Origin of the sequence: Shewanella sp. AC91-MNA-CIBAN-0169 (assembly GCF_040310165.1) — a bacterium.
Taxonomy (GTDB): Bacteria; Pseudomonadota; Gammaproteobacteria; order Enterobacterales; family Shewanellaceae; genus Shewanella.
Genome location: NZ_JBEOPM010000036.1, coordinates 19,513 through 40,110, shown reverse-complemented (window position 1 = coordinate 40,110; position 20,598 = coordinate 19,513). Strand labels below are relative to the sequence as shown.

The 20,598-nt window shown below is 43.4% G+C and carries 15 protein-coding genes; 12 read left to right on the top strand and 3 right to left on the bottom strand.

Annotated elements, in window-relative coordinates; all coding sequences use genetic code 11:
- Positions 1-243: 243 nt before the first annotated feature.
- Both AAEY98_RS20825 and AAEY98_RS20820 read right to left on the bottom strand, forming a co-directional pair.
- Positions 244-1,185: a nucleotidyl transferase AbiEii/AbiGii toxin family protein gene (locus AAEY98_RS20825; protein WP_351019340.1), complete on the bottom strand. Its 942-nt coding sequence runs from the start codon at positions 1,183-1,185 to the stop codon at positions 244-246.
- Positions 1,182-1,586: a DUF6088 family protein gene (locus AAEY98_RS20820; protein ID WP_182770863.1), complete on the bottom strand. Its 405-nt coding sequence runs from the start codon at positions 1,584-1,586 to the stop codon at positions 1,182-1,184. The genes AAEY98_RS20825 and AAEY98_RS20820 overlap by 4 nt, the downstream gene beginning before the upstream one ends.
- A gap of 1,106 nt (positions 1,587-2,692) precedes the next feature.
- On the opposite strand from AAEY98_RS20820, the gene AAEY98_RS20815 reads away from it, so the two are divergent.
- The 6 genes from AAEY98_RS20815 (at position 2,693) to AAEY98_RS20790 (ending at position 9,534) form a co-directional block, all read left to right on the top strand.
- Entirely contained in the window at positions 2,693-4,459 is a 1,767-nt protein-coding gene (locus tag AAEY98_RS20815; RefSeq protein ID WP_351019337.1) for a protein adenylyltransferase SelO, read from the top strand.
- A gap of 261 nt (positions 4,460-4,720) precedes the next feature.
- A complete protein-coding gene (locus AAEY98_RS20810) occupies positions 4,721-5,371 on the top strand; it encodes a hypothetical protein (protein WP_101088427.1) in 651 nt (216 codons plus the stop codon).
- The gene (locus AAEY98_RS20805) at positions 5,364-6,182 is read left to right on the top strand and encodes a DUF3307 domain-containing protein (protein WP_351019333.1); all 819 of its coding nucleotides are present in this window, start codon (positions 5,364-5,366) and stop codon (positions 6,180-6,182) included. Before AAEY98_RS20810 ends, AAEY98_RS20805 begins: the two co-directional genes overlap by 8 nt.
- A gap of 643 nt (positions 6,183-6,825) precedes the next feature.
- Positions 6,826-7,572 carry a (Fe-S)-binding protein gene (locus AAEY98_RS20800; RefSeq protein WP_101088425.1) on the top strand — a complete coding sequence of 249 codons (747 nt, stop codon included), beginning with the start codon at positions 6,826-6,828 and terminating at the stop codon, positions 7,570-7,572.
- 8 nt (positions 7,573-7,580) lie between these two features.
- A complete protein-coding gene (locus AAEY98_RS20795; RefSeq protein ID WP_162023010.1) occupies positions 7,581-8,969 on the top strand; it encodes a lactate utilization protein B in 1,389 nt (462 codons plus the stop codon).
- A 1-nt stretch (position 8,970) separates the two neighbouring features.
- Complete coding sequence (locus AAEY98_RS20790) at positions 8,971-9,534, top strand: LutC/YkgG family protein (protein ID WP_162023011.1); 564 nt, start codon at positions 8,971-8,973, stop codon at positions 9,532-9,534.
- A 257-nt stretch (positions 9,535-9,791) separates the two neighbouring features.
- On the opposite strand, the gene AAEY98_RS20785 is transcribed toward AAEY98_RS20790, so the two are convergent.
- Positions 9,792-10,691 carry a LysR family transcriptional regulator gene (locus AAEY98_RS20785; protein ID WP_162023012.1) on the bottom strand — a complete coding sequence of 300 codons (900 nt, stop codon included), beginning with the start codon at positions 10,689-10,691 and terminating at the stop codon, positions 9,792-9,794.
- Between the two features lie 353 nt (positions 10,692-11,044).
- On the opposite strand from AAEY98_RS20785, the gene AAEY98_RS20780 reads away from it, so the two are divergent.
- The 6 genes from AAEY98_RS20780 to AAEY98_RS20755 all read left to right on the top strand — a co-directional run bounded on the left by AAEY98_RS20780 (position 11,045) and on the right by AAEY98_RS20755 (position 20,470).
- Complete coding sequence (locus AAEY98_RS20780) at positions 11,045-11,689, top strand: GntR family transcriptional regulator (RefSeq protein WP_392342035.1); 645 nt, start codon at positions 11,045-11,047, stop codon at positions 11,687-11,689.
- Between the two features lie 56 nt (positions 11,690-11,745).
- A complete protein-coding gene (gene prpB / locus AAEY98_RS20775; RefSeq protein ID WP_011637321.1) occupies positions 11,746-12,624 on the top strand; it encodes a methylisocitrate lyase in 879 nt (292 codons plus the stop codon).
- Positions 12,625-12,728: 104 nt separating this feature from the next.
- Entirely contained in the window at positions 12,729-13,853 is a 1,125-nt protein-coding gene (gene prpC / locus AAEY98_RS20770; protein ID WP_351019327.1) for a bifunctional 2-methylcitrate synthase/citrate synthase, read from the top strand.
- Between the two features lie 87 nt (positions 13,854-13,940).
- Positions 13,941-16,532, top strand: a complete 2,592-nt coding sequence (gene acnD / locus AAEY98_RS20765) for a Fe/S-dependent 2-methylisocitrate dehydratase AcnD (RefSeq protein ID WP_351019324.1) — start codon at positions 13,941-13,943, stop codon at positions 16,530-16,532.
- A 128-nt stretch (positions 16,533-16,660) separates the two neighbouring features.
- A complete protein-coding gene (prpF, locus tag AAEY98_RS20760; protein WP_351019321.1) occupies positions 16,661-17,830 on the top strand; it encodes a 2-methylaconitate cis-trans isomerase PrpF in 1,170 nt (389 codons plus the stop codon).
- 480 nt (positions 17,831-18,310) lie between these two features.
- A complete protein-coding gene (locus tag AAEY98_RS20755; RefSeq protein WP_351019318.1) occupies positions 18,311-20,470 on the top strand; it encodes a cation:proton antiporter domain-containing protein in 2,160 nt (719 codons plus the stop codon).
- Positions 20,471-20,598: the final 128 nt, after the last annotated feature.

Genomic DNA, 20,598 nt, shown 5'->3' with positions numbered 1-20,598 from the left:
AAGACGTTAACGTGTTAGAGATCGGTGAAGACAAATCGGGTTATATTAAACCTATTAGGTCTTGCACATAGCTATGAATGTTGTGGCGCTTAGTCCATACCAAACCAAGAAGAAACTGTATTGGCTAACGAAAGTTGGACATTACTTTAGAAGTTATCTAGCTTATTTTTGGACAAAAATCTGTTTAAAGAAAACATGCACCAGTTAAGATGTAGCTAAGAGCTGCAATGGCAGCATCGAGGGTCAGGCGATAAGCTGCTCTGAAATCCCTTTAAACGAAGCAAAGCAGGTATCAAAGTTATGTGGATCTGAGTTGTACACCATTGGAGCTACAAACTCGTCAAAACGCTTATGAAACAATTCGTTGGTTTCTAGCTCTTCTAATCCCAGCTTTAACTCATTATGCGGATCGTCGACAAACTCCTGATGTTGATTTCCATATCGCGCCTTATCTTCTTCTAAGACAGCATTAAAAATCGGCTTTAACACGTCCATATCAATCATATGTTCTAAGCTAATACAGTGCACATCGTAGATGTGACGAACCAATGTCTCGTCATCCATACGCTTTGGATCACGCTTGACTGACATGGTGCGGCGTAACATGGAAAGCACTTTTTCAACCAAAGTCGAATCAATGGAAATACACGACATAGCGCTTACTTCGGCAGGTTGCTTGTAGCTTTGTGCCACTAGCGATGAAATAGTGCGAGATTCAACCCCTTGAAGTTCAATGGTCTCAATGAGCTCAAGTTTGATGTAAGGTCGTAGACACGGTGCTTGATTGTATTGTTGAGGGTACTCTATTTCGATTTCTACATAGCGATATGAATCTAAAACCGTTTTTTTAAAGTATTTTAGGTAAGGGTGCTCAGCTAACATCGCTAGGAGATCTTCAACTAATACTTTGCGAGCTCTTTTTTTCGCTTCTGTACCTTTGTTGAGAAATTCCAAAGTAGGAATCAATTTTATATCGACGTCTTCAGACATACGCATGATCTTAATGTTTGACTTAGCTAAAGCTGTTCCACCTGAAAACACAAGTCGATGGTGCTCACTGTTTACATTTTCCAACATAGCAAGTAGTGACACAACCCAATAGTCCTTTTCCGGGATGGATGGGTTACCTAATTCGAGTGCATCAGAGATTTCAAGAAACTGCTTTTTTAGTTTTGATATGGTCATTGTCGATTACTCAATACCCTGTTACCAACTTTAATGATGCGGTTGAATTGCTTAGAATCCCACTTGTACTGGATTGAAGCTGGTATTTGAGTGGACTTTCCATTGATGCTTTTTTTTGATATGGCATCCATTTCAAAATCTACACCACGCAATTTTAAGATTTCACGCATTATTGCATCAGTGCCACCTGGGTTCTTTGGCATAGGTTTATTAGTTAGGCTGTTGATCGTTGACTTAGTGTATAAACCATACCCGACTTTCATCAGTTCGCCTTGAGCCACGAGTTTTTTCAAAACACGACCAATTTGGTCATAGCTGGCATAATTGTCGAAATCTTTACGCTCGAACACATAGCGGCGAGAGCGCTTTAACTTTTGATTAATAAAGTCAGTTGCTGTCATGATTCACCCTCCTATATAGTGCTTGACCTTAGTATACTTGAAGCTCATCGTTATTTGAAATATTTACGGCATTTACTCAAAAAACATGCGACATAAAACCACAATTTAATTTTACCATTATCATGTTTATAAAGCTTTTTCTGGCAACTATTACATTCCGACATATTATTTTATTTGTTGGCGACCCAATTAAAAATAAATTCATTTTTAGCGTAAATTTGTCGTCGTGGCGATATGAGATGTGAAGCGCTACTATATAGTAAAGACATGAGAAAAATTAAGTCAAAGAGTAACGTCAGGGAATTTGTGAGCATAGGCCCAACACATAACGGGGCAAAAATGAGTTAATTTTTTGGCTTTAAAAGTACAAATTCAACTCTAGACTTGAGGATGTTGAAGAAAATAGCGTTAAGCTCACATGGCCTTTCTCGCACATCTATGTGCTACAAGGCATTCAGGCATCCTGCCTATCAGATGTGAGCTTAGCTTTCACGGTACAGGTCGTTTCTTGGCGTCCTGCCATCACGACATTCGTGAATCCATTCACATCAGATGTACCATCGGAAGCGTTAGCATTTTTACTCTTTATTACAAGATGGGCCGAAGCAGTCTGCAAATACAGGTCAAAGTTAAATTTAACTCCATGGCTACCTTTTCGCAGCTGTTGTTTTGTAAATAGCGAAAATGTTGCGGGGCGGCTGGGCCAATTCTTTTATAAAGAATAAAGAGGGGATTGCTGTTGATCCCCTTTTGGCCCGTGCAGGGTGGAACCTTGCGATCTAATTCAAACGAAGTTTGATAAATCTGGTGTGGGTGAAGCGCCACGACGTTAGTGGCCGCAGGCCATAATTCAGATACCATATATCATATGATGAAATAGATACTTTGCAGATGCAGCAAGCTAAGCTTTCCATTACTATAACGAGTCGTTACCATGGGTGTCGGCTCCATCCATTTCTTTCAGGCTCTTTCTAATTATACCGCGCAGGCCTTCGACATATATGCTGACAAGATCCGCTTCCAGAAATCGAACAAATAGAATCATCGTCGACACGATGAACCATCAAGTTGTGAACAACCCTTCTACTCAAACAACAGGTATCCCAATGACTAATCAACAGTCCCAGCAAACTCCCGTTACTGTCGAGACAGTCGACGATCTCGCTAAATTGGTCAACTACTCATTGATGGATGCGCTCAACAGCGATCCTGACGCGACAGCAAACGGCGTCGACCATGCGCCACGACAAGTGTTTTCGGGCCACTATGTGCCTGTTAAACCAACACCGATTGAAACCCCAGAGTATGTAGCACACAGCAACAGCTTGTTTGCTGAATTGGGTTTTGCTGACAGCATGGCGCAGTCTGCCGATTTTATGAGCATGTTCTCTGGTGACCTGTCGAACATTCCTGAACCCATGAGTAAGGTTGGGTGGGCGTGTGGATATGCATTGTCCATTTTTGGTACCGAATACATCCAACAATGTCCGTTCAGAACGGGTAATGGCTACGGCGATGGTCGAGCTGTTTCTGTGCTTGAGGCTGTGATTAACGATAAACGCTGGGAAATGCAGCTTAAAGGCGGTGGCCGCACGCCATATTGCCGCGGTGCGGATGGTCGCGCTGTGCTGCGATCCAGTGTGCGTGAGTTTCTCGCGCAAGAACACATGCACGCGCTTGGCGTACCAACGTCTCGATCGCTGAGTTTGTATGTGTCTAAAACCGAGACGGTGCAGCGGCCTTGGTATTCTGAGGGCTCTAACGCACAAGATCCTGACCAAATGATTAGTGAGGCGGTTGCTATCTCGACACGTGTGGCACCTTCGTTTATTAGGGTTGGCCAACTTGAGCTATTTGGTCGCCGCGCCCGCACGCAGGAACACCCGCAAGCGATGGCAGAGCTTGAACTGTTGATGTTGCATTTAATTGATCGTGAATACGCTGATGTTATCGACCAAAAACTCACTAACGAACAAAAAGTGCTTTTGCTGGCGCGTGAATTCCGTAACCGTTTGACGTCACTGATAGCGAACTGGATCCGTGTTGGTTACTGTCAGGGCAATTTTAATAGCGACAACTGTGCCGCTGGTGGCTTTACGCTCGATTACGGCCCGTTTGGATTTTGTGATGTGTTCAATCCACAATATCAACCTTGGACGGGTGGCGGTCAGCACTTCGCGTTTCTTAATCAAGGTGTAGCTGCAGAACGTAATTTCTTGATGTTTTGCACCGCATTAAGCCCATTATTGATGTCTACACCAGATTATCTAGAACAGCTCCAGCAGTTGGTCGATGGTTTTGCCACTGAGATGCAAACAAAGATGGAGCACATGTGGGCGGCCAAGCTTGGGCTTAACACTTTTGATGCGGCGCTATTTAATGAGCTTGAAACGCTGATGCTGCAAACCCCTGTGGATTACACTCTGTTTTTCCGTGAGCTTTCGTCGTTGCCTGATGATATTGGTCCACTGACTAACAGTTTCTATCGAGATTTATCGCAAGGGCCACAAGGATTGGAGCAACGCTGGTCTGCTTGGCTGACACAATGGCAATCATTGCTTGGTACCGAAGACAATAGCAATATGCTTATTGCAGATGCAGATGCAGATGCAGACACACAACCACGTAGCTGTGATGATATTATTGCGCAGATGCAACGAGTTAACCCTAAATTTACTTTACGCGAGTGGTTGCTGGTACCTGCTTATCAGCAAGCCAGTGTTGGCAATTATGCACTTGTTCGAGAATTGCAGAAGGTGATGACCAAACCTTACGCAGAGCAATCTCAAGAAGTTGAAGACAAATACTATCGACTCAAGGCATCTGAGTTCTTTGGGGTAGGTGGATGCTCGCATTTAAGCTGCTCGTCGTAATTGTGAGATAATCTATCGGCTTTGATTGGTGTCATGCTTTATGCCACCTGCGTCAGGATTGTTATCTCAACGTATCTGTCGACTTGCCTGGCATATTATCATTAGCCTAAAGTGGCTAAATGTCTATTTTTAGCCATAAACGGCTAAATAAGCTTGTGTACTATCAATGCACTTAGTCGTTATTAGCCAATAATGGCTAAGCTTGCATTATTAGCCATTTTTGGCTAAATTGGTCTAAATCTGCAAACAAAGGAGCGTTATGTGGAGCCTACCAATAAACCTATAGCCGTGATTGTTGGCGATGTTGTTGACTCAACAAAGCTAACCTCTGCGCAGTTTGAGCAACTACTTAAACAGATCAAATCTATCCAGACATGGATTAGCGAGGGGCATAGCGAAAATGCGCACAGTATTGAGCGCGGTGATGAGTTTCAGTCTGTCGTGCATGATATTAAAAATGCGTTGAGATACACCGTTATATACCGGATTGGTATTAAGGCGCTTGGTAAAGCATTTGATAGCCGGATTAGTTTTGCAATTGCGGCAAATGCCGATTTACGTGAGTCGGTGTCGGAGTCGATGGGGCAAGCATTTGTGCTGTCTGGCCGCGGACTCAGTGGCCTTAAGAATGACCGATTATTGTTTAGCTCCGATAGCATCGCTCTCACTGAGTATTTTGACTTACTGTTTAAGTATCTTGATAAGCAACTTAACGACTTAACTGCGCGCCAATGTGAAGTGATGTTGCCAATGCTTCGAACCAATGAGGATTTGTCGATTAGTGAGTTAGCTGACATGCTCGATGTGGCTACAGCCACTGCTAGCAAGTCACTTAAAGCGTCAGGTTGGCCGTTGATCAACGAGCTAAATTGTCGGTTCATGGAGAAAGTCGCGGAGCTCAAGTATGTTTGATTTTTTCGGCGTGCTCATTCCATTTTTATTAATTCACACCATTTGTGACTTTTATCTTCAGACCGATCGGTGGGTAGAAGCTAAAAAAGCTCGCACTTACCGTTCACCTGAGTTGTACCTTCACGCGACTTTACAGGGTGTTGCATTATTACTGCCTGCAATGGCACTCGGGATTGATTGGCGTTCAACGGTTTGCTTAATCGTTATTGTTGCGGTAAGTCATTTTATTATCGATTTATGGAAGGTCACTACACCAAAGGGAGATAAATTAGCCTACTTTGTTATTGATCAGGCTTTGCATGTTTCGGTACTGGCTGCGATTGCTTTTCATGTCGCAGGTGGCGCATCGATTGAGGCAGTGTTACAGCATGAACGTTTCTCCGATGGCGTGTTGGTGGTGTTTGCTTATGTACTCATTCTAAAGCCAACTTCAATTGTGATTGGCGCTGTGTTGAATAAGTATCCCATCGTTAACTCAGCAATGGATACTGACACAGACGCCGTTACCGACACCGATGGTGTTGCCGTTCCTGTTAGTGATAAGACAGCAAATGTGAGCGGCCTTGTTGCGGGTGGCGAGTTGATTGGTTACCTAGAGCGATTATTAATATTAACGTTTATGTTGGTGGGCAGCTATGCCGCAGTGGGTTTTGTATTAGCCGCTAAGTCGATATTCAGATTTGGTGAGTTAAATCAATCAGCCAACCGAAGCATGACGGAGTATGTACTGATTGGCTCACTGATCTCCGTGGTCATCACAACCTTAATTGGGGCGCTAGTGTCATTGGGTGTAGGTATAAAATTTAAGTGAAAAAATCATAAAAAAAGGCCTCTATATCAATAGAGGCCCAATAATCTTATTCAGATTTAAACTGATACCTTTAATCAGCATTTATCCCCATTCCCATAGCAGATAGAGGCTGAGTAAAGTCACCAAGCATTGAGTAGACATTTGATTGCGACTCAAAGCCATCAACCAAACAACGCCAAAGTGTGTACCAAAAATCGATAACGTCAGTTAGATATAAGTTATTAAAAACGGGGGATGTTTCCGACGTTACCTATCACATGATTGTGCTTAACCTCAACCATTCTGACAATATAAAAACACCAAACTGCGACACAATGTCGCAGGCTACTGAGTTGAATTTATAAAGATTGTTAACTACTGGTTAGCATTTATCGATGTATACCATGGTGTTGCACTTATTCATTGCTGATTCATCTGTGGGCAGCGGCTTTTGTTGTTATTGATGTGAGTTTTTGGTGCTGATGAAAGCGTATTCAGATCAAAAGTGAAAAAGTCTGCCGCGATATTTGCTTAATTAGCACTACATTTTATAAGGGTATAAGCATACATTGATGGCTCGATAATGAGTCGTTAGCCATTGCTGAGTTGATTTTAAACTCACTCAGACGATGTGTAATAACGCGCCTGGGGATAATACCAACTTATGAAAATAGCACTATTTATACCGTGTCTAGTGAATCAAATGATGCCAGATGTGGCCATTGCAACACTGACATTATTAGAAAAGTTAGGCCATGAAGTCATATTTCCTGCTGGGCAAACCTGTTGTGGTCAGCCGATGACAAACTCGGGTTGCTTTGATGAAGCAAAAAACACCACCCTTAAATTACTCAACGCTTTTAAAGGTGTCGATTGTGATGCCATTGTGTGTCCTGCTGCCAGTTGTCTGGTGGCGGCTAAAGAAAACTTCCATGAGTTTGATGGCAGCCAAGAAGCCCAAGAGGTCATCGGTAAGCTTTATGAGTTAACGGAGTTTTTGCACGATATTGCCCCGATTAAAGCTTTTGCCCGCCCTGTAGCGGCCAAAATAAGCATGCAAATGAGCTGTCATGGTATTCGTATGCTTAATTTAGCGACGCCGACAGAGCAAATGGGTAAACAACGCTTTAATAAAGTGGAAGCGGTATTGGGTCACATTGCCGGGCTCGAGATTGTCTATCCTGCTCGTATTGATGAATGTTGTGGTTTTGGCGGCACGTTTGCGGTTGATGAAGGCGCGGTGTCGGCCAAAATGGGTAAAGATAAAGCCCAAGCTCATGCGGCAACGGGTGCTAAGTATGTCGTGGGGTTTGACCCTTCATGCTTGCTGCATTTAGATGGCATGATCCGTCGTCAAAAATTACCGATTGAAACCCGTCACATTGCCCAAATCATTAATGATGCTTTATAGGAGCCACTATGACCGAACTATATACCGCATCGGGTTCTAAGGTGCATGCCCATAAAGCTGATATTTTTTGTCGCGATGAAACCCGAGTTGATTGGCATTCTAAAGCCCTGTGGGCATTACGTGAAAAACGTGATCGCGCTGCAGGCAGTTTGCCTGAATGGGAACAACTAAGGCTGCTTGGCTCGCAACTCAAACTGCATACTTTGAGCCATTTAGCCCAGTACCTTGAGCAATTTGAACAACAATGCTTGAGTAATGGCATTAAGGTGCATTGGGCTAGCGATGCCCAGCAACACAATGAAATTGTTCATGGGATTTTAGCGAAACATAAGGTTAAAAAACTGGTTAAATCAAAATCGATGTTAACCGAAGAATGCCACATGAATCCGTATTTAGAACGCCACGGCATTGAAGTGGTTGATACCGATTTAGGTGAACGAATTATTCAGCTCGCCAATATGCCACCATCGCATATTGTGGTCCCAGCTATACACATGAAAAAAGAGGAAGTAGGCGAGTTATTTCATCAACAGTTAGGCACTAAAGCGGGTGAGTCTGATCCGCTGTATTTAACCCGTGCTGCTCGCGCGCATTTAAGAGAGAAATTCCTTACTGCAGATGCTGCCATGACCGGTGTCAATATGGCGATAGCCGACCAAGGTGCGATTGTTGTGTGTACCAACGAAGGCAATGCAGACATGGGCGCTAACTTGCCAAAGTTGCAATTGCACTCAATGGGTATCGATAAAGTGGTTCCTGATATGGATTCTGTTGGGGTGTTGTTGCGTACATTAGCCCGTAATGCCACAGGGCAACCCATTACCACTTATTCATCGTTTTACCGTGGCCCACAAGAGGGCGGCGAGATGCATGTGATCATTGTTGATAATGGTCGCACTGAGATGATGAAAGACAAAATTTTAGCTGAATCGTTAAAGTGTATTCGTTGCGGCGGCTGTTTAAATACCTGTCCTGTGTATCGCCGTTCAGGCGGTTATAGCTACAACTATACTATTCCTGGTCCTATTGGTATTGCGGTAGGTGCTAAGTATGACGATACCAACTCTATTCCTTGGGCCTGTACGTTATGTGGCAGTTGTACTTATGTGTGCCCAACGATGGTGCCATTAGATAAAATTATTGCCCATCATCGTCGGTTGAAAGCAGAAGCTAAGAGGTTGCCGTATGGCAAAGGTGGCTATATGCCGTTAGTGGGCCGTTTTATGGCTAATGAAACCTTAATGAATACCTCTATGTCCGCAGCAAGATTAGCACTGCGGGTATTACCGGGGAGTTTACTCAAGCCATTTAGTGGTGCATGGGGTAAATACCGTGAGTTGCCTGTCGCACCAGAGTCTAGCTTTGCCAGCTGGTATAACAAGAATCGGAGCCGTTAATATGTCGAATAAACACACTATTTTATCTGCACTAAAGCAATCGGCTTTGGATCAACATGCTATGCCTGCCATGGATGTTGTTGCTAACAATGATGATCTTGTTGGCCAATTTAATACAAGTTTAAACACAGTAGCGGGCACGCTGCACCATGAAGGCGGTTTAGCTGCGTTACAACAAGCGGTAGATGAATTGATCCAACAAAATATGCAGGTGATCTCGTTATTGGACGATATTAAAGGTAATCGCCAAGTGCCTGAGACCGCTCACGATCTGGCTGATATTGATTATGCCGTGATCCCTGGCGAGCTTGGTGTAGCCGAAAACGGCGCTATTTGGGTTAATCAACCCAGTCATCGAGTAACGCCTTTTATTTGTGAAAATCTAATATTGGCGTTGGCTAAAGACAATATTGTCGCCAACATGCACCAAGCGGTTAAACAGGTGGCACTACAACCAGGCGAATTAGGATTATTTATTGCGGGTCCGTCTAAAACCGCTGATATTGAGCAAGCATTAGTGGTGGGGGCTCATGGTGCCTGTAGTTTAAATGTGTACTTATACTAATGGTTAGTTAATAGCGGTTAGTTGCTTGTGTTGTCATTGACTGAGTGTGTCAGTCGATGGCATCACGCTAAACTATAGCGATATTAATCGCACCACTTAAGTTAGAGTAATCTGATATTAATCAAAACGTTCAGTTTCAAATTTAAATTCAAATTCAAATTCCAATTAAAATTCAACTTCGCATGTAGATTTAACTTTCACTTCAAACTCTAAGCATCTAAGCATCTAAGCATCTAAGCATCGAAAATCGAATCGAGTTAGAACAAGTCGAAGATAGTGGCAGCACGTTGCTGAATAAACTCAATAAACAATTTTACTTTTAATGGCTGTTGACGACGTTGATGATACAAAATACTGATACGTCGATGCTCACCAGCCCAATCAGGTAACACAGGTACTAGCTCTTGATTCAATAGTTGTGGTTTAACAAATAATTCTGGTCCATATAAAATCCCGCCATCACCGACAGCGGCGCGTATTGCGCCGTGTAAATCCCCTAGGGTTAATTTAGCGGGTCCATCGTAATAATACTGCTCACCACTGTGATGTTTTAAGGTCCAGTTAAATAGCGGCCACACTTTAATTAACTGATAATCAACTAGCTGCTGCGGGTGGCGAAGCTCAATGAGTTGCTTGGCATACTCAGGTGATGCATACAGGCCGTAATTTAATACTCCCAACGATGTTGATACCCAAGATGAGTCTGGTTGTGCGCCACCGACAATGGCAACGTCGACTCCTTCATCTATCAAATCAATGGTGCTGTTATTTTGGGTGATGTGCAGTTGAATGTGCGGATGTTGTTTCGAAAAGTCATTGATGGCCTCAATTAATATCATCGAGGTTATCGAAACGGGTGTCGATATCCGTAAGGTACTTTGCGGCTCATTAATAGTTTGACCACAAATACGATCAAATTGCGCCACCACATTATAGTAACGGTCAAATAACGCCCCACCTTCTTCAGTTAATCGAAGTTTACGGGTGCTGCGCATTATCAACTGAGTATTGAGGCTTTGTTCTAATTTGCTAATTTTGCGGCTAACCGTGGCAATGGGCAACTTTAACTCTTGTGCTGCAGATGAAAAACCACCGGCATTAACGACATGGACAAACAAATGGATCAATTCAAGTTGGCAGGCTAAATGTTGGCTCATCAAGAGACCCTTATTGTATTTATTGCTCTATTTATTGTTGGATTAATCGATGTCTCAATCACTTTATAAAGAGGAGTGTAACCCAACATAGTGTGTACAGATAGCTGAGTAATCATCGAACCACAAAGGCGTGATGAGTTATACCGTGGTGGCTAATATTAGCATGGGCTGACTTAAGGTTTATTGAGTGGTGTCATAAATTGGTAATAGCTAAGGCTTTATGATGAATTGGATTAATTGTCGACAAAAAGTGCCTTTTGGGGTTGTTATACGATTTAAAGGTGCTATATTGTCGACAACTTTTTTTGTGTAGCTGTTTTTTAATGTCAGTTTTTATTATCCAAGGTATGAATATGATCCAGCCGATTACTTCTGCAGATAAGACCTTTGTAGCCCTTAGAGACGATATAGTCGAAGGTCGTATTCAGGCCGGCTCTAAATTGAGCGAAACTGAATTGTCGACAAAGTATGCAGTGAGTAGAGCCGTGATCCGTGAAGCCATTAACCGCTTAGAGTCGTGTCATATTGTTGAGCGTAAAGCCAACGTAGGCGCTCGTGTGGTGGCGTTATCTCCACAAGGGTTGATAGAACTGTATCAAGTGCGTGAATCACTCGAAGGCATGGCGGCACGTTTAGCGGCAAAGAACATGACCGATGACGAAATTGCCGATTTAAACCGTTTATTACAATCTCACTTTGACGAGGTCAAAGGGGGCGAGTCTTATTATCAAGAAGCCGGTGATGTCGATTTTCATTATCGGATTATTTTAGGCAGTAAAAACAAACACCTAATTTCAATGCTGTTTGATGGCATTTATCATTTAGTGCGCATGTATCGCGTACAACTTGGCATGGCGGGTCCGCGTGTGACCACCGCTTATGATGAACACAAACACATTGTTCAGGCCATTTTAAATCGTGATGCAGAATTGGCTGAAATGCTGATGCGTCGCCATATTATGTATTCTAAAAATAATATCGAACACAAATTATCGTAATGTCTTGCGTGTGGCGTGTTACGCCCACGGTCATAATTGCATATAAGGAAAATATCATGAGCGCAGGTAAAAAATTTCGTCAAGCATTAGCTAACAACAAACCACTGCAAATTGTCGGTACCATTAATGCTTATGCCGCCATGATGGCAAAGCAAATTGGTCATCAGGCCATTTACTTGTCTGGTGGCGGTGTGGCTAACGCCTCTTATGGTTTACCCGACTTAGGCATGACATCACTCAATGATGTACTGGTTGATGTGCAACGAATTACTTCAGCCTGTGACTTACCTTTGCTGGTGGACATTGATACGGGTTGGGGCGGGGCATTTAATATTGCCAAGACCATTCGTGATATGGAAAAGGCCGGCGCTGCAGCGGTACACATGGAAGACCAAGTGGCGCAAAAGCGTTGTGGTCATCGTCCAAATAAAGAAATAGTTCCAGTAGAAGAAATGGTCGACCGCATTAAAGCGGCGGTTGATGCCCGTACCGACCCAGATTTTTTCATTATGGCGCGTACTGACTCGTTTGCTCAAGAAGGGTTAGAAGCCGCTATCGAGCGTGCTAAAGCGTACGTGGCAGCGGGTGCTGACGGTATTTTTGCTGAAGCAATTAAAACTGAAGAGCATTACCGCGCCTTTGCTGAAGCATTAGATGTGCCTATTTTGGCTAACATTACTGAGTTTGGCCAAACTGAATTATGGAATAAGCAACAATTAGGCGAGTGGGGCGCGGCAATGGTGTTATACCCATTGAGTGCATTCCGTGCGATGAACAAAGCAGCTGAAAATGTTTACAGTGCTATTTTAACCGATGGCGACCAAAAAGCAGTGGTAGATACCATGCAAACTCGTATGGATTTATACGACTATTTGGGTTATCACGATTATGAACAAAAATTAGACAGTTTGTTTGCCGAAGGCAAAAATAAATAACGGCCTCAGTACGACAGCAAGACTCGATTACAACTAAAATAACAATACCCTACAATCGCGATTTAGCATGGTTAAATCGCGAAAAGCATAAGAAGGAAGATATCATGGTAGACAAGAAATTATCAGGCGCAGGATTACGCGGTCAGAGTGCTGGCGAAACAAAATTATGTACTGTCGGTAAATCAGGTTCAGGCCTAACGTACTGCGGTTACGATGTCTCTGATTTAGCTGATAACGCTACCTTTGAAGAAGTCGCTTATTTATTATTTAACGGCGAGTTACCAAACCAGGCTCAGCTAACTGCATATAAAGCAGAATTAAAAGCGCAGCGTGATTTACCCGATGCACTAAAAGCGGTATTAAAATTAATTCCTGCTGATGCTCATCCAATGGATGTTATGCGAACTGGTTGCTCGTTTTTAGGTAACCTTGAGCCAGAAGTCGATTTCACTCAGCAACACAAAGCGTCGAACCGCTTATTAGCCGCATTTCCGGCCATCATGTGTTATTGGTACCGTTACACTCATGACGGTGTTGAGATTGATTGCACCACAGATGAAGATTCTTTGGGTGGACATTTTCTTAAACTGCTTCGCGGTGAAACGCCGTCAGCGCAACATCGCCGTGTAATGGATGTGTCGTTGATTTTGTATGCAGAGCATGAGTTCAACGCATCAACCTTTACCGCGCGTGTATGTGCCTCAACTTTATCGGATATGTATTCTTGTGTTACTGGTGCGATCGGTTCATTACGTGGTCCACTGCACGGTGGTGCTAATGAAGCGGCGATGGACATGATTCAAAAGTTCAGCTCGCCAGCCGATGCTAAAGTACAAATGGCATTGATGTTAGAACGTAAAGAAAAAATCATGGGCTTTGGTCATGCTATTTATAGCGTGTCTGATCCACGTAATGTGATTATCAAAAAGTGGTCTGAAAAGCTGGCCCATGAAAACGGTGACACCTCTTTATATGACATTTCTGTCGCGTGTGAAGAGTTTATGTGGGACACCAAAAACTTATTCTGTAATGCAGATTTCTTCCATGCCTCTGCTTATCATTTTATGGGCATTCCAACTAAGTTATTTACGCCAATCTTCGTTTGTTCACGTTTAACCGGTTGGGCTGCACATGTAATGGAGCAGCGATCGAACAACCGCATTATTCGTCCAAGTGCAGATTATGTGGGCAGTGAGCCTCGTAAAGTGGCGCCTATTAGCCAACGTTAATCAGCATGCCGAGTCTCGTTATGATGACTCGGCTTTTTTCGATATAGATTAGCGCTTATTCCTTTCATATTTATTGTGGATGAAGTTATGAATACTCAATACCGTAAAGCCTTACCTGGCACCCAATTAGATTATTTTGACACCCAAGAGGCTGTTGATGCGATTGAGCCTGGTGCCTATGCCAAACTACCTTATTGTTCTCGTGTGTTTGCCGAGAACTTAGTTCGTCGTTGTTCGCCAGATATGCTTATTGATTCGTTAAAGCAGCTGATTGAACGTAAAAATGACCTTGATTTTCCGTGGTATCCAGCCCGTGTGGTTTGTCATGATATTTTAGGCCAAACCGCATTAGTCGACTTAGCGGGTCTGCGTGATGCGATTGCTGAAAAAGGCGGTGACCCCTCAAAAGTGAATCCAGTAGTACCGACTCAATTGATTGTCGATCACTCGCTGGCTGTAGAGCATGCTGGTTTTGAAAAAGACGCGTTTGAGAAAAACCGCGCCATTGAAGACCGCCGTAATGAAGACCGTTTCCATTTCATCAATTGGACCAAAACGGCATTTAAAAACGTTGATGTTATCCAACCGGGTAACGGCATCATGCATCAAATTAACTTAGAGCGTATGTCGCCAGTGGTGCATGCTCAAAATGGTGTGGCGTTTCCTGACACCTTAGTGGGCACCGACAGTCATACACCTCATGTTGATGCGTTAGGCGTTATAGCCATTGGTGTGGGCGGTTTAGAAGCCGAAAGCGTCATGCTCGGCCGTGCCTCATACATGCGTTTACCGGAAATTGTTGGTGTTGAAGTCACGGGTAAGCCACAACCTGGCATTACTGCTACCGATATTGTTCTGGCGTTAACTGAATACTTGCGAGCGCAAAAAGTGGTGTCATCGTATCTTGAGTTTTATGGCGAAGGGACCACCCATTTAACCCTTGGCGATCGCGCCACTATTACTAACATGACGCCTGAATACGGCGCCACCGCGGCGATGTTTTATATCGATAAACAAACTATCGATTATCTAACGTTAACCGGTCGTGAAGATGCACAAGTTAAACTAGTTGAAACCTATGCCAAACAAGCGGGTTTATGGGCTGATACCTTAACTAATGCTGTGTATGAGCGAGTATTGCACTTTGACTTGTCATCTGTTGGCCGTAACATTGCCGGCCCGTCTAATCCACACAGTCGCGTGCCGACATCTGAATTAGCGGCGCGTGGCATTAGTGGTGTGGTTGAAAACGAACCCGGTAAAATGCCCGATGGTGCAGTGATTATTGCCGCTATTACCAGTTGTACTAACACCAGTAACCCACGCAATATGATTGCCGCAGGTCTATTGGCTCGCAATGCTAATGCTCGTGGTTTATTACGTAAACCTTGGGTGAAATCATCGCTTGCGCCTGGTTCTAAAGCGGTGCAATTGTATTTAGAAGAAGCAGGTTTATTGCCTGAGCTTGAAAACTTAGGTTTTGGTATTGTCGGTTTTGCCTGTACCACGTGTAACGGCATGAGCGGCGCGCTTGATCCGGTTATTCAACAAGAAGTGATTGATCGCGACTTATACGCTACCGCAGTGTTGTCGGGCAATCGTAACTTTGATGGCCGTATTCATCCTTATGCTAAACAAGCCTTTTTAGCATCACCACCTTTGGTCATTGCTTATGCCATTGCCGGTACGATTCGTTTTGATATTGAAAAAGATATCTTAGGTATCGATAACCAAGGTCAAGCTGTCACGTTAAAAGATATTTGGCCAACCGATGAAGAAATCGATGCAGTTGTTAAAGCAAGCGTTAAGCCTGAGCAATTCCGTAAAGTCTATGAGCCAATGTTCGACATTAAAGTCGAGTATGGCACTCACGTAAATCCGCAATATGATTGGCGTCCACAAAGTACTTATATTCGCCGCCCACCTTATTGGGACGGAGCTTTGGCGAGTGAGCGCACCATGAAAGGTATGCGTCCATTAGCCGTACTCGGTGACAATATCACTACCGATCATTTATCGCCGTCAAATGCGATTATGCTCGACAGTGCGGCAGGGGCATACCTAGATAAAATGGGCTTGCCAGAAGCTGATTTTAACTCTTATGCCACTCATCGTGGCGATCACTTAACTGCGCAGCGTGCCACCTTTGCTAACCCTAAACTGTTTAACGAAATGGTGCAGGAAAACGGCAAGGTTAAGCAAGGATCACTTGCGCGCATAGAGCCTGAAGGCCAAGTCACTCGCATGTGGGAAGCGATTGAAACCTATATGGAACGTAAGCAACCACTGATTATTATTGCTGGTGCAGACTATGGCCAAGGTTCGTCACGTGACTGGGCGGCAAAAGGCGTGCGTCTTGCTGGGGTTGAAGTGATTGTTGCTGAAGGCTTTGAGCGTATTCACCGTACTAACTTAGTCGGTATGGGTGTGCTACCGCTAGAGTTCACTGCAGGCCATAATCGACATACTTATAATATCGATGGCACGGAAACCTATGATGTTGTAGGTGATCGTAATCCGGGCGCAATGTTAAATGTGATCATGACCCGCAAAAACGGTGAACAAGTGACCATTCCTGTTAAGTGTCGTGTTGACACTGCCGAAGAGTTGTCAATTTATGAAGCGGGCGGTGTATTACAACGTTTTGCTCAGGACTTTTTAGCCAACGAAACTAATTAACCATAATTCGGGGTAATAAGTGAGTGTTGGTTTGGCAATAACCTAGTGTTAGTGCCTTACTTAATCGGCAGTTTATAAGCTTATTGATGGGCTGCCGCTTTGGTCTTTTGTTATTTTAGGAATATGTGATGGCTCATTTACCACAAATGAAAATTCCAGCGACTTATATGCGCGGCGGCACCAGTAAAGGGGTGTTTTTCAGCCTGACTGACTTGCCTGCAGCCGCTCAAGTGGCTGGTGCAGCTCGTGATGCAATATTATTGCGTGTTATTGGCAGTCCCGATCCTTACGGTAAACACACCGATGGTATGGGCGGAGCAACGTCAAGTACCAGTAAAACGGTTATCTTATCCAAAAGTACTCAAGCTGATCACGATGTTGATTATTTATTTGGTCAAGTATCGATTGATAAGCCGTTTGTTGATTGGAGCGGAAACTGCGGTAATTTAACCGCGGCGGTCGGTTCATTTGCCATTAGTCATGGTTTAATCGATCCAAGCCGAGTGCCTGAAAATGGCACCGCAATTGTGCGTATTTGGCAAGCCAATATTCATAAAACCATTATTGCTCATGTCCCTATTACCAACGGTGAAGTACAAGAAACCGGTGATTTTGAACTTGATGGTGTGACGTTTCCCGCAGCTGAAGTGCAAGTGGAGTTTTTAGATCCTGCCGACGGTGATGGCGCTATGTTTCCTACAGGTAACGTGGTCGATGCACTTGACGTACCAGGCGTCGGGACCTTTAACGCCACCATGATTAATGCGGGCATTCCAACCATTTTTATTAATGCAGCCGATATTCAGTATCAAGGTACTGAGTTGCAAGATGACATTAATAATGACGATAAAGCCTTAGCCATGTTTGAAACTATTCGGGCTTATGGTGCGGTAAAAATGGGCTTAATCAACCATATTGATGAAGCGGCTGCTCGTCAACATACCCCTAAAGTGGCTTTTGTTGCGCCTGCTGCGGGTTATATTTCATCCAGTGGCAAAGCGGTTAATACTGACGATATCGATCTGGTCGTGCGGGCCCTTTCTATGGGTAAACTGCATCATGCGATGATGGGCACAGCAGCAGTGGCCATTGGCACTGCCGCGGCGATTCCTGGCACATTAGTTAATTTGGCTGCTGGCGGTGGTGAGCTGAGTGCGGTTCGTTTTGGTCATCCATCTGGCACGCTACGCGTTGGTGCTCAAGCGGTGTTAGTGCAAGGTCAATGGCAAGTTAAAAAGGCTATTATGAGCCGAAGTGCGCGAGTATTAATGGAAGGTAAGGTGAGCATTCCACAATAATCACGTTATGTATATGTTACAAATAAAACCTCAGCTTTTGCTGAGGTTTTTGTTTTTACGGGATTAATAGATAAAAAACAATTGATTAGCATTTAAACTTATATTGCCTTTTGCTTATGTAAATCAGATGTTTATCCTAAAAATATCCAAAAGATATAAAATGTGATATTGGTCAAAAAAAGTCTTGATCCTATTGTTAAATTAGTATGTTATATGCTGAATTTTGTCAGCTGCTTTTTACGGGTTCAGACATATAAGCATCATGTAATTATGATGTAATAAAAGGAAATATCAGTAGGTTTTATCGATTAATAGAAGATTGATTAATCACAATAGATTAATCATCAATTGATGATTTGGCTGATTAAGTTGTTATAAAACAGTCGAGTTGAATGCATTTAGAGCACGATATTAACGTGAGTCGCATTGCTTATTTTAAGTTAGTCATTGGCAATGATAGCAATACAAAAGGAAACAATTATGGTTGAACACATTACAGGCATGCTGGCATTAATCGGTGTGTTATCGCTTTTGTGTCAATGGGTTGGTTGGAAGTTACGTCTGCCAGCAATTTTACCACTTTTATTATGTGGTTTACTGTTAGGGCCAGGATTAGGAATATTAGACCCAGATGAGATCTTTGGTGATTTATTGTTTCCTATTATTTCGTTAGGTGTTGCGGTCATCCTGTTTGAAGGTGCGCTGACACTTAACTTTAAAGAAATTAAAGAGCACGGACGAATGGTGACCCACCTTGTCACCATCGGCGCATTTATTACCTGGGCGTGCATTGCACCTGCGGCGCATTATTTGCTTGGCTTTGACTGGGCAATTGCCATGTTATTTGGCGCATTAGTGGTGGTGACAGGTCCAACCGTTATTGTGCCTATGTTGCGTACGGTGCAACCTAAATCAAATTTAGCCAGTATATTACGCTGGGAAGGCATCGTTATTGATCCTATCGGTGCGTTACTTGCTGTATTGGTATTTGAATATATCGCCGTTACAGCCGACCCAACCACACACGTATTAAATGCATTAGGCTTAACCTTAGTGCTCGGTTTTGGCTTAGGTGCAGCAGGCGGTTACTTAACGGGTTTAGCTATCCGTAAAAACTTGTTCCCGCATTACTTACGCAACACCGCAGTATTAACCATTATGCTGGGTATTTTTGTTGGTTCGAACATTTTACAAGAAGAGTCTGGCCTGTTAACGGTAACGGTAATGGGTATTTGGTTAGCAAACATGCGCGGCGTTGATATTGCTGACATTTTAGAATTTAAAGAAACCCTAACTGTACTACTGATTTCTGCGTTGTTTATTTTGTTGGCGGCACGCCTGGATTCTGGCGCCATGCTTGATCTAGGACTTGGTGGTGTCGGGGTGCTTTTAGTAGCGATGTTTATTGCTCGTCCACTCAGTATTTGGATTTCAGGCTTAGGCACCAATTTGTCGTCTAAAGATAAGTGGTTTTTAAGTTGGGTTGCGCCTCGCGGTATTGTTGCAGCAGCTATTTCATCATTATTTGCCATAAAACTTGAAACAGTTGGCTTAGAAGGTGCCAGTTCAATTGTACCGTTAGTATTCTTAATTATTATTGGTACCGTGGTGATTCAAAGCTTAACTGCCGGTCGTTGGGCTAAGTTTTTAGGCGTGAAAGAGGGCTCTAATCAAGGAGTGTTAATCTTTGGCGCGTCTAAATTCTCGCGTGAATTAGCTTCTATTTTAATTTCGAAAAATATTAAAGTGATTCTTGCGGATAACAACTGGGATAGCATTCGCCAAGCGCGCATGGACAATATTCCGGTGTATTTTGGTAACCCAGCGTCAGAGCATGCATCTAATTTCATGGACTTAAGTGGTATTGGTCGAGTGCTTGTGATGTCACCATACCGTCAATTAAATCCGTTGGTGACGTTTCACTTTCAAGATTTAATGGGCACCGAAAAAGTCTATGGTTTAAACAACGCTGACAGCGCCAGTGCTCGTCATCAGTTGTCTGAATCTTATCTCAAGCGCTTATGTTTATTTGGTGAGAATATATCTTACGCCAAAATTGCCAGTTTAATGGCTAAAGGCGCGGTATTAAAAATTACCAATATTACTGAAAACTTTACCTATGACCATTTCAAAAAGCGTTATGGTGACACAGCTATGCCATTGGTTTATTTAACTAAAGAAGGCAAGGTTAAAGTCATATCTGGTGTTGAAACGATAGTGTTACCAGTGGGTATAGAGTTAATAAGCTTATTGCCACAAGAAGCGCAAGACCAAGCTGTTATTCAACGAGCATTAGATGACGAAGCCGACCGCCAAGCTAAAATAGCCGCCGAAGCAGAAGCAAAAGTGGCCGCTGAAGCAAGAGCTGTTCGCGAAGCACAAGAAGCCGAGCAACGCACTATTGAAAAAGCACGCCGTAAAGAAGAAGAGCTAGCGCTATTTGAACAACAAGAAAAAGCCCGCTTATTAGCTGATGAAGAGGCTGCATTAGTGAAGCAAGAAACAGCTATTCTAGCCAAAGAGTTAGCCGCGCAAGAGAAGGCTAAACAAGCTGCAAGCGCTGCAAGTGAGCCGAGTGATGCAGAGACTGCAGCCGACGAAGAAAAGCCACAGCAATCGAGCGATACTAAAACGGTGTAAATGTTAGCGCTTAGGCGTTAACGGTTAGGTGTCGATATTTGAAATAGCAGTCACTAAAAAGGGCTTAGCAATAAATTGCTAAGCCCTTTTTATTACTTCATGAAGCGTAAAACTTATCGGAGGAAGAA

Excerpts from the sequence above, each read along its gene's own strand:
- AAEY98_RS20805 (WP_351019333.1), top strand. The coding sequence starts at position 5,364 with ATGTTTGATTTTTTCGGCGTGCTCATTCCATTTTTATTAATTCACACC.
- AAEY98_RS20785 (WP_162023012.1), bottom strand. The coding sequence starts at position 10,691 with ATGAGCCAACATTTAGCCTGCCAACTTGAATTGATCCATTTGTTTGTC.
- AAEY98_RS20795 (WP_162023010.1), top strand. The coding sequence starts at position 7,581 with ATGACCGAACTATATACCGCATCGGGTTCTAAGGTGCATGCCCATAAA.
- prpC (WP_351019327.1), top strand. The coding sequence starts at position 12,729 with ATGGTAGACAAGAAATTATCAGGCGCAGGATTACGCGGTCAGAGTGCT.
- AAEY98_RS20800 (WP_101088425.1), top strand. The coding sequence starts at position 6,826 with ATGAAAATAGCACTATTTATACCGTGTCTAGTGAATCAAATGATGCCA.
- AAEY98_RS20755 (WP_351019318.1), top strand. The coding sequence starts at position 18,311 with ATGGTTGAACACATTACAGGCATGCTGGCATTAATCGGTGTGTTATCG.
- prpF (WP_351019321.1), top strand. The coding sequence starts at position 16,661 with ATGGCTCATTTACCACAAATGAAAATTCCAGCGACTTATATGCGCGGC.
- AAEY98_RS20820 (WP_182770863.1), bottom strand. The coding sequence starts at position 1,586 with ATGACAGCAACTGACTTTATTAATCAAAAGTTAAAGCGCTCTCGCCGC.
- AAEY98_RS20815 (WP_351019337.1), top strand. The coding sequence starts at position 2,693 with ATGACTAATCAACAGTCCCAGCAAACTCCCGTTACTGTCGAGACAGTC.
- acnD (WP_351019324.1), top strand. The coding sequence starts at position 13,941 with ATGAATACTCAATACCGTAAAGCCTTACCTGGCACCCAATTAGATTAT.
- AAEY98_RS20825 (WP_351019340.1), bottom strand. The coding sequence starts at position 1,185 with ATGACCATATCAAAACTAAAAAAGCAGTTTCTTGAAATCTCTGATGCA.
- prpB (WP_011637321.1), top strand. The coding sequence starts at position 11,746 with ATGAGCGCAGGTAAAAAATTTCGTCAAGCATTAGCTAACAACAAACCA.
- AAEY98_RS20780 (WP_392342035.1), top strand. The coding sequence starts at position 11,045 with ATGATCCAGCCGATTACTTCTGCAGATAAGACCTTTGTAGCCCTTAGA.
- AAEY98_RS20790 (WP_162023011.1), top strand. The coding sequence starts at position 8,971 with ATGTCGAATAAACACACTATTTTATCTGCACTAAAGCAATCGGCTTTG.